Consider the following 9,155-nt stretch of genomic DNA (forward strand, 5'->3'; position numbering starts at 1 on the left):
CAGCGAGGTATGTCGGCGGCATGGCGTGGCCCAGAGTCTGTATTACAGGTGGCGTGAAGCGTTCCTGGCTGGTGGACGCGCTGGGCTTCAGTCCGGACCCTCCACGAGGGAGCAGGAGCTGGAGAAGGAGTTGCAGGAGGCTCGGGCTAAGATCGGTGAACTTACAATGCAGGTGGATGTGTTGCGAAAAAAATCGAATTGGGGCCGGAAGTAAATAGCCGTTCTTTGGTCTGTCAGCTCGCCAAAGAAGGCTTTCCGGTCCCAGTGATTGCAAAAGCATTAGGGCTGAACCGGACGTACTGTTACAGCTTGCTGAAGCCGCCTGTGCCAAAGCCAAAGCGGCCTCCTGTGGACAAGGACGCTCTGGTCAAACAGTGGATTCGGAAACTGTGCGAAGAATTCCCCACGTACGGATACCGGCGAATCCAAGTCATGCTGCGTCGCCGATACAACGTGCGGGTGAACCATAAGCGGGTGTACCGGTTGATGAAGGAAATGGGGCTGCTGGTGAAATCTCTGAGGCGTGGCGCTGCACGAACGAAACGGCGAGGGAAGAGACCGGTCACCAGGTCCAACGAGCATTTCCAGTGCGACATGACGAAGGTGTGGTGTGGGAAGGACGGCTGGGGATATCTGTTTGCCGTGATTGACGCTTATGACCGGGAGATTGTGGGGTACTCGTTTTCCCGGTTCTGCCGGACGGAGGACCTGCTGAAGGCTGTGGATATGGCACTGAACTATCGCTTCCCGAACGGCGTTCAAGGTGCTGGTTTGACATTGCGAACGGACAATGGCTGCCAGATGACAAGTCGACGGTTCATCCAAGCGATGAAGGTCTGCCAAATCAACCACGAGCGGACGGGTCACAACAACCCTGATGCTGACGGATACATCGAGCGATTCTTCCGGTCGCTGAAGGAGGAGGAGGTCTGGCTGCAGGAATACAGCAGCTTTGCCGAGGCGAAAGCGGCGATTGAGTCGTACATTCGCTTTTACAACACGGACCGACCGCATTCCGCACTAGGTTATCGGTTGCCGTTGGAATTCAGAAATTGGAAAATGCAACAAAACGCAGCGTGAGATGGTTTTTATCTGAATTGCAAGTCTCTCATCTCTCTCTTAAAGGCCATCCCATCTGTCTTGACAATGTGGGGTTCAATACGAGGCGCCCCCTCCTACTCGATTTCGTTGTGCACAACTTACTATCTGCGGACGGCGGACGACGCGCGAATTGGGACGTGCTGCACGGACTTCTATCCACGTCCGAAGAAGGAGAAACCCGCCGCGGACCGGTATGTGTTTATTGAGCCGGACATGATCTACATCCGACCGTATACCGCGCAGGCGTTATTAATTTGCAGCTCTCTGTATCATGATGGCGCGGTGTTGGTCATTGTCATGGCGGAACGTGTGCAACGGAAAATGACGACATGCCGACCGGCCCGTCGCCTGAGTATGTGGTGGGACTGACTTGAACCGGATGGTCGGGGAGCGGACCGATGACTTTCAAGGTGTATCAATTTGATGGTTGCCATATACCGTCCTTATCTGGAAGGGGTGGACTTGGGCCTGCTGGTGACCCCAGACGGGTTCCCCATCACCCATGAGGTGTTCCTAGGCAACACCGCCAACAAGCAGACCGTACTTCAGACCTCCGTAGAGTAAGCGATAAAAGATAGAGAAATATTATGTTTCCGTGCAGGTTATACCACATTATGTGGCGAATTCTTGGACATCATACGCTATCGGGAGGTTCTGTTAATGCAACTTGCAGTGTTACATCTTAGTGATATTCATTTGCGTGAACCAGAACATACCAATAGTGTGCTTAGTAAGTTCAACAAGATTGTTCCGGCTATCAAAAGCGAACTTATTGGAGTAGAACATTTGTTTGTCGTGGTTTCTGGAGACATTGCATTTTCAGGTAAAGAGAACGAATACCTTATGGCCATCGACGCGTTTGAAACCCTAAGTGATTCTGCTACTTCAGAATTAGGTTTGAAACCGCAATTCATTATGATTCCAGGTAACCATGACTGTCATTTCGTTAGCGACAGCAGGGTCCGACGGATTGTTCTGGAGGGTATTAGGAACGGAACACACGAAATTGACGAATCGATTATTGACCAATGCTGTGTTTTACAGGAAGAGTATCGATCATTTGCAACTGCATATGAAAGTCGGGAAAACTTAATCTTTCAAGACAAGTTATTCGCATCATCGTTGTTTTACCGAGGTCAATTTAGAATTGTATTTCACCAACTTAATACTGCATGGACTTCTGAACTCCACGAGAATCCCGGTAACATGGTGTTGCCTATTGAAAGATACGAAGATGTCATAAGCCGAAACACAGGTGATCTCATAATCACCATCTTGCATCATCCATTCAATTGGTTCATTCCTGAAAATGGACGAAAAATTAGAAGGGTACTGGAGCGATATTCAGACGTAATTCTTACCGGTCATGAGCACGTCACAACGATTAGTAAGCAGGATAATTTGCACGGTCAGCATGTGGAGCACATAGAAGGGGGTGCGCTACAGGATTCTGGCGATCCAGATGTGAGCGAGTTCAATCTGCTCAGGTTCAATCTTAAAGAGGGAACGCAGAGAGTGTTTCAGTTTCATTGGGATAAAACAATGTATGTTATAAAGTCCAGTACTGAGTGGATAAAGTTTAAGCGTTCTGAATGGCTTTCTACCAAGGTGTTTCAGATACATGAGGATTTCCAAGCATATCTGAACGATCCAGGTGTGACACTCTACCATCCGCGCAAGACCAAGTTGACTCTTGACGACACATTCGTCTATCCAGACGCAAAGATTATTAATAGAACAGACGTCACTGACAATCTGGAACGGTTTGTGAGCTTAGAGAACGTGTTTGCCACACTGAACACTGAGAATAAATATATGATCATTGGTGAAGAAAAATCAGGTAAGACTACGGTATGTAAAATTCTTTATAAGAATTTCTATGATAGAGGATATGTACCTGTATTGATTGATGGTTCAAAGGTAAATTCACATGTTCTAGAGGACTTTGACAAGTTGGTTACACAAACCTTTATGGAACAATATAGGGCTGAAAAGGTAGAGCAGTTTAGACAACTGAGTAACGAAAAGAAAGTAATTCTTGTTGATAACTTAGATAGATGCAAATTAAATAACCGATTTACATATAAACTTGTTAGCCAACTTGGTAAATTATACAGACACATCGTTCTGACGGGAAGCTCTTTGTTCCAATTTATGGAGTTGATGACGGGGGATGACGACGGTGATGTTGATGTAGCATATCAAAAGTTTGAGCTAGTAGAGTTCGGACATAAACTTCGCTATGATCTTGTAAACAAGTGGAATAAACTCGGTCGTGAATACACAATTGAAGACGATGAGTTGCTTAAGGAAAATGATCGAGTTAATGCCATCTTAGATACAATAATCGGTTACAATTTTGTGCCTTCATATCCGTTTTTCTTGCTGGTACTCATTCAAACCATTGAAAGCGGTGTTCAACATAACCTAAAGGAGAGTTCTTATGGGTACTACTACGATTTTTTGATCACACGTGAGTTCATGAACATAAACTTGCGCCATGAAGAAATAGATGCATTTTATAACTATGTTACCGAACTGGCCTTTAAGTTCTATACGAAAAAAGCAAAGGAGATTAGTGAGGAAGAGTTTAGAGAGTTTAATGTGTGGTTTGGAAAGGAATATGAGTTATCGTATGATCTAGGCTTTATGGTAAGTCGTCTGGAGGCGGCCTCCATTATTGAGAAGTTCCGTAGTTCGTATCGGTTTCGTTATCCATATATCTATTACTATTTCGTGGCCAGATATTTGGCAAATAACATTAGTGATGATCAAATCAAGGCCCGAATATCATTTATGTGCGAAAAGGTTCACATAAAGGAATATGCAAACATTCTCATGTTCCTGACGCACATGTCTAAGGATCCTTTTATACTTAGCGAAATAGTCGCCAAAGCTCGGGCAATTTTTGCCGACGTCGTTCCCACGAAATTGGAGAACGATGTTGCATCAATAAATGCCCTTGTCGACACACTGCCTAAGTTGGTGTATGAGACTGTTGATGTTCAGAAGCATAGGGAACAACGACTTATAGCAAGAGATGAGCTGGAGAGAGCGAATGCAGAGACAGCCGTTGAATTAGAGGAGGACGAATATGAAGAACTAGATATTATTGCACGTCTTAATTCCGCGTTTAAGTCATTGGAGATACTTGGGCAAATTTTAAAGAATTACTATGGCTCGATAAAGGCTGATGATAAATACCAACTATGTAAAGAGGCATATGATTTGGGACTAAGATCGCTAAACTCGTTTCTTTCAGTGTTGGGCAATAACTTAGATGGGATGGTTAGTGAGGTTCACAAAATTCTAGAAAAAAGGAGGCTCAGTTCGGGGCAGTCAATAGATAGGGATCGTATTGATCGCATATCGCGCAGGTTCGTGTTTAATCTCACGCTGTTAATTTCGTATACATTTATCAGAAAAATATCCACTTCCATCGGAACGAAGAATCTGATGGAGACATTCAGACGTATCGTATCCGAGGATTCTTCAGTAGCCGTTCGCCTAGTGGATATTTCTTTGAGATTGGACTATTTGCAATTTATACCTTTCCCGGAACTCGAGGAGTTCATAGAGGTCGCAAGAGGAAACGCATTGGGCAATACGTTGGCAAAGGCGTTGGTGCTCAATCACATGTACATGTTTAACGTGTCTTATAAGGATAAACAAAGAGTATCCGACCTATTGGACATACCCATTAGACAGCAACGTTCCATTGACTTACTGTCTCATCGAAAGAAATCATAATCACGTGTGAAAAGGGGACTCATTGATATTGATTTAGTTTGAAGGATGAACGATACAGCCGTTACATGCACCCCACGCTCCGCACGGCCAACTTTCCGTACCACAAGACCCTTGCGGACTTCGACTTCTCGTTCCAGCCGTCCATCGATGAACGGCAGATCCGAGAACTGGCCAGTCTGACGTTCATCCAGGAGGCAGCAACGTCATCTTCCTGGGACCGCCGGGGGTGGGCAATTATGGGGAGCTGCAGGTTATGGTGAGAAACGGCCATCCCTGCTTACGAAAGCTGGGATGACCGCTTTGTAGACTCCACATAATGTTGCAGGCCAGCGATCAGAGCGGTCGCGCACCGAGGCTTGTCAGCCATTCCATGAGTCCTGCGTCCGAAGTCCAGGACCCTGGTACAACGTCAATGCCCGGTATTCGCGTAGATTCCAAAGCCCGGCGCTTCATTTCTGCGTCGGCCCGGGCATAGATCTCTGTCGTAGTCACATCGCTGTGGCCGAGCAAATCACGAATATAGATCAAATTGACCCCGGCTTGTAAGAGATGCATAGCTTTAGAATGCCTTAGGAGATGCGGACTCACAACTTCAGGAAATGCCCCGGGCGCTTTCACTTTGGCCCGTGCGACGTACTTTTGAAGTACATACGTCACACCCCAACGTGTCAGAGCATGGCGTTGCCGGTTGTAAAACAAGGGATGGTCCATAAATTCCGCTCGAGTGAGATGTTTCTCCTCCAGATAAGCAGCCACCAAATCTGCCGTAGCCGTCATCAGTGGCACTGAGCGTTTTTTCCTTCCCTTTCCGGTTAAGGTCACAACTGCAGGAGATTCAAGGCGCACATCCCGAACCCTCAGATCGACCAGTTCTTGCACTCTCGCGCCGGTATCGTAGAGCAGAGCAAGCAATGTTGCGTCTCGCCGCCCTGCAGGGGTAGTACGATCAGGTTGTGCTAATAATGCCTCCACGGCGTTCGCCGTCAAGTACACCATCTCTGGTTGCCCCGTCTTCTTCCACGCAATCCCCAGCACGCGCTGCATGGTCTCAAGATGTTCTGGTGCCTCATATGAAATCCAACGAAAAAAGGACTTCAATGCGGCCAGTCGTTGGTTCCTTGTGGCGACGCTGCAGTTGCGAGCCGTTTCAATCCAGTCGAGAAACGATTCAATACACGACCGATCGATCTGAGCAAGTGTAATGTTCTCCGGCGACCACCCATATTCCGCCTGGCAAAATCGCAACAAGAGCTTGAACGTATCCCGGTACGACTGGATCGTTTGTCGACTCAAGTTACGTTGGGCAGGCAAATACTGACTCAAGTAGCGGGTTAACAAAACCGCAAAATCTGTTGGCCTCATCCACGATCACCGCCTGTTGGAATTATGGATGCATAGTGCCGCTCAACAGCGGCTACGACAGTTGGGTATACTTCGGCCGTGAGACGGAGGTACATCTGTGTGCTTTTGAGGCCCGTGTGTCCCATGTACGCGGAGAGGTATGGCAGCGCTACCGTGAGATCAACACCTTCCAAAACCCACTTCCGTAGACAGTGCACGGCAAACGTATGACGTAAGTCGTGGAGGCGTGGACCATGGCCCCGCCCCCCGTGTGAGATGTTGGCCTCCCAGAGAAAACGGCGAAAGAAGTCGTAAATGGTGCTTTCGCAATAGGGCCGTCCAGTCGGCCCGGGAAACAAGGGTGCTTCCAGAGTCGGCGCAATACCCAACGTTCTCACATATCGCGCAATGCGTTGGATGAGTAAGGGATGGACGGGAATCCGTCGTTCCTTATCCAGCTTTGCCACTCGGATGTGGATGGTGCCTGTTTTTAGGTCAACATCGCCACCACATAAGGCTAATGCTTCTCCAATCCTCAAGCCGCTGCCGTAAAGGAGTCGAAACAGCAAGGGTAATACCAGGTGGCGGTAAGAGAGCTATGTTCCGGCGTGGACGCATCAATTACACGAAACAAGGCCGCCAATTCCGAGCGAGAGAAAATATGAGGCACGTATCGCGCAGACGTCTGGGCAGTCGCCTGTCGAGGATACACCCAGGCTGGGTATCCGCAGCGTTGCATGTAGCGCCCTAACACCCGCATACGCGAAATTCGGTGCTGGCGATTGGTCTCCGTTTCATGAATTTGTTTCGCAGTCCACTGCTCCACGAGTTCGCGCGGCAACGACAGACTTTGGTGACCAACGGCCGCACAAAAACGATCGAACCGTGCAAAATCACGGGCCTCTTTGTCATAGTGGTAGCCAACACCACGTTGTTCAGCTATCAGGTTCGCGAGAATAGGCCCAAGCACACTAATAAACACGTCATTCGTCGCCATAAGCGAACACCTCCTCAGGGTCAAGAGCACAGCGCTCCAATCCCGCGCGATCCACAGCCAGATACACTTGAGTGGATTGAGTACTGAGATGGCCAAGAATTTCAGCGATAACGGGCAGAGGTGTGTCGCGCTCCAACAAGGCGCTGGCGAGCGTATGTCGAAGAGCGTGCATGCCATGATGTGCGGTCGGTACCGAAATACCGGCACGCCGTGCGTAACGGGTGATGATGTGGTGTAAGTTCGCGTGCGGGCCAAATGGTTCGAAGGGTGCGTGATGGCGCACAAACAGCACTGGACTCGCAGTCGCGGGACGGCCGTGCTTTAGATAATCGATTATTGCCCAGCCAACATCGTCCAAAAGTGGATATTCGATTGCACGTCCCGTTTTCTGCTGCACCAAGACAATCGTTTTCGCTTCCCAATGCAGGGCTGATAGCGTCAGTGCTTTAATGTCTCCTACCCGCATGCCAAGCCGAGCTGCGAGCAATAAAATGGCATAGTCACGCTTACCAGTCGGATTGCCGCGGTCGACGGCATTAAGGAGCCGTTGCACGGAGTCAGCTGGCCAAACACTCGGTAGCCGTTCGTACCGACCTGCACGAACGCGCGGTATGGCACTACTCAGATCCTGGGCATGAAAACCGGCATCATGAAGAAACCGCAAAAACGTGCGCAGATTGGTGAGTATGGCCAAGACCGTTTTGGGGTGGTAGTTCATTAAGGTGGCCACATAGCGGGATACATGTCGCGCGGTTAGAGTGTCCGGCGTGATATCTTCGGCTGCAAGAAATGCGAGAAACAGGCGTATGCGGCCCATCCGGGTCCGTTGACCATATGAAGAATAGCCACGTCGTTGACATTCCACAGTGAACGCGTCCAAAGCCGTACGAAAAGCGGGCGGCGCCTCATACGGGCGATTTTTCGGTCGCCGTCGGACCACGGTGCCGTGAAGTTGTACATCCGTGAGGGAGGCCAGAAAACGAACTGGGGGACGAAACTTCTTTGGAATTGGTTGCGGCAATTCAGTCCATTGGCATCCGTAAGTTGCCTCAAAGAATTTCCGGCCGAATGCTTCCGAGTAGTGCTCAACCCCTTGGGACTTCGCGTAGCGGAGGACTTGATTGTAGAAACGGCGGTAGGCGAGTTGCGTATTTTGAGCATAGGCCAGCCGCTTCAATTCCGCCAGAACTCGCTCCACAAGTTCGCCAATTGTGAGATGCTCCAACATGAAAACAGCCTCCTTAATGAGGATTGATGAGCTACATGGCTCGTCCCTCATTCTGAGGCGTTATGTGGAGTCGTTCCATCGTCAGGACGCGATTAAATGGCACAAGTGTGGCGTTACTTCACATAACCTGCAGCTCCCCATAATTGCCCTTATGTTGTTCTCTACATAAGGGTAAGACCCACCTTGCGGTGCCCCTGGGGATGGAGGCGATTCGGCAGCGCATGAACGTGTACTTCGTGACCATGCAGCGCCTGGTCGCCAATTTGCGACGGGCGTACCAAGAGGGACGGCCGGACAAGCGCCTGCGCATCTACACTCAACCTAAGCTGCTGATCTGCGACGAGGTGGGTTACTTGCCGCTCGACGGACGCCGCGAACTTCTTCCGGATCGTGTCGGAACGCTACGAACACGGGGCGCTGATCATCACGTCCAACACCAGCTTTACCAACTGGGGAACACTCTTCGGTGACCCGGTGCTGGCCTCGGCGTGACTTGACCGGCTCCTACATCACGCCACCACCATCAACATTCGTGGTAGCAGCTACCGGATGAAGGACAAGCTGCGCGCCGGGGTGACACACGCGCTGAAGGAGGAGGTGACCGGGTAGACCGAACATATGTCCGGGGAATGATCCGCGATGATTGATGAGAAAATGGCCTCCTTTAAGGCAGGAGATGTCACATTACGCTGTTTTGAGACAATAGAATGCCCGGGACACTGAAGAGTTGCATCTGAA

The 9,155-nt window shown here is 49.4% G+C and carries 8 protein-coding genes and 2 pseudogenes; 6 read left to right on the forward strand and 4 right to left on the reverse strand.

Features of this window, described 5'->3' with window-relative positions; all coding sequences use genetic code 11:
• From BM357_RS18050 to BM357_RS20405, 5 genes and pseudogenes are all read left to right on the forward strand, one after another.
• Positions 1–214: transposase (locus BM357_RS18050; protein WP_074956720.1), on the forward strand; the 214-nt coding region annotated here is incomplete at its 5' end.
• An 11-nt stretch (positions 215–225) separates the two neighbouring features.
• Entirely contained in the window at positions 226–1,080 is an 855-nt protein-coding gene (locus BM357_RS18055; RefSeq protein WP_074956722.1) for an IS3 family transposase, read from the forward strand.
• Positions 1,081–1,524: 444 nt separating this feature from the next.
• Entirely contained in the window at positions 1,525–1,665 is a 141-nt protein-coding gene (locus BM357_RS20010) for a hypothetical protein (protein WP_175511586.1), read from the forward strand.
• A 96-nt stretch (positions 1,666–1,761) separates the two neighbouring features.
• Complete coding sequence (locus BM357_RS18065; RefSeq protein WP_074956725.1) at positions 1,762–4,851, forward strand: anti-phage protein; 3,090 nt, start codon at positions 1,762–1,764, stop codon at positions 4,849–4,851.
• Between the two features lie 77 nt (positions 4,852–4,928).
• Positions 4,929–5,083 (forward strand): annotated as a pseudogene (locus BM357_RS20405) (ATP-binding protein); the annotation flags it as partial.
• 101 nt (positions 5,084–5,184) lie between these two features.
• Here BM357_RS20405 and BM357_RS18075 read toward each other — a convergent pair.
• From BM357_RS18075 to BM357_RS18085, 4 genes are read right to left on the reverse strand one after another with little or no spacing between them, the layout of a single operon-like run.
• The gene (locus tag BM357_RS18075; protein ID WP_074956729.1) at positions 5,185–6,213 is read right to left on the reverse strand and encodes a site-specific integrase; all 1,029 of its coding nucleotides are present in this window, start codon (positions 6,211–6,213) and stop codon (positions 5,185–5,187) included.
• A complete protein-coding gene (locus BM357_RS20830) occupies positions 6,210–6,761 on the reverse strand; it encodes a tyrosine-type recombinase/integrase (protein WP_175511588.1) in 552 nt (183 codons plus the stop codon). Before BM357_RS20830 ends, BM357_RS18075 begins: the two co-directional genes overlap by 4 nt.
• Positions 6,728–7,189 (reverse strand): hypothetical protein, encoded by a 462-nt coding sequence (locus tag BM357_RS19540; protein WP_139234794.1) that lies wholly within the window; start codon positions 7,187–7,189, stop codon positions 6,728–6,730. Before BM357_RS19540 ends, BM357_RS20830 begins: the two co-directional genes overlap by 34 nt.
• A complete protein-coding gene (locus BM357_RS18085) occupies positions 7,176–8,417 on the reverse strand; it encodes a site-specific integrase (protein ID WP_083430673.1) in 1,242 nt (413 codons plus the stop codon). The genes BM357_RS19540 and BM357_RS18085 overlap by 14 nt, the downstream gene beginning before the upstream one ends.
• Before the next feature lie 170 nt (positions 8,418–8,587).
• On the opposite strand from BM357_RS18085, the pseudogene BM357_RS18090 reads away from it, so the two are divergent.
• Positions 8,588–9,026 (forward strand): annotated as a pseudogene (locus BM357_RS18090) (ATP-binding protein); the annotation flags it as partial.
• Between the last annotated feature and the right edge of the window lie 129 nt (positions 9,027–9,155).

This window comes from Paenalicyclobacillus macrosporangiidus (assembly GCF_900116805.1).
Taxonomy (GTDB): Bacteria; Bacillota; Bacilli; order Alicyclobacillales; family Alicyclobacillaceae; genus Alicyclobacillus_H; species Alicyclobacillus_H macrosporangiidus.

Bases quoted from the DNA above. Each gene is read 5' to 3' on its own strand.
- BM357_RS20010 (WP_175511586.1), top strand. From the start codon at position 1,525: ATGGTTGCCATATACCGTCCTTATCTGGAAGGGGTGGACTTGGGCCTG.
- BM357_RS18065 (WP_074956725.1), top strand. From the start codon at position 1,762: ATGCAACTTGCAGTGTTACATCTTAGTGATATTCATTTGCGTGAACCA.
- BM357_RS18075 (WP_074956729.1), bottom strand. From the start codon at position 6,213: ATGAGGCCAACAGATTTTGCGGTTTTGTTAACCCGCTACTTGAGTCAG.
- BM357_RS19540 (WP_139234794.1), bottom strand. From the start codon at position 7,189: ATGGCGACGAATGACGTGTTTATTAGTGTGCTTGGGCCTATTCTCGCG.
- BM357_RS18085 (WP_083430673.1), bottom strand. From the start codon at position 8,417: ATGTTGGAGCATCTCACAATTGGCGAACTTGTGGAGCGAGTTCTGGCG.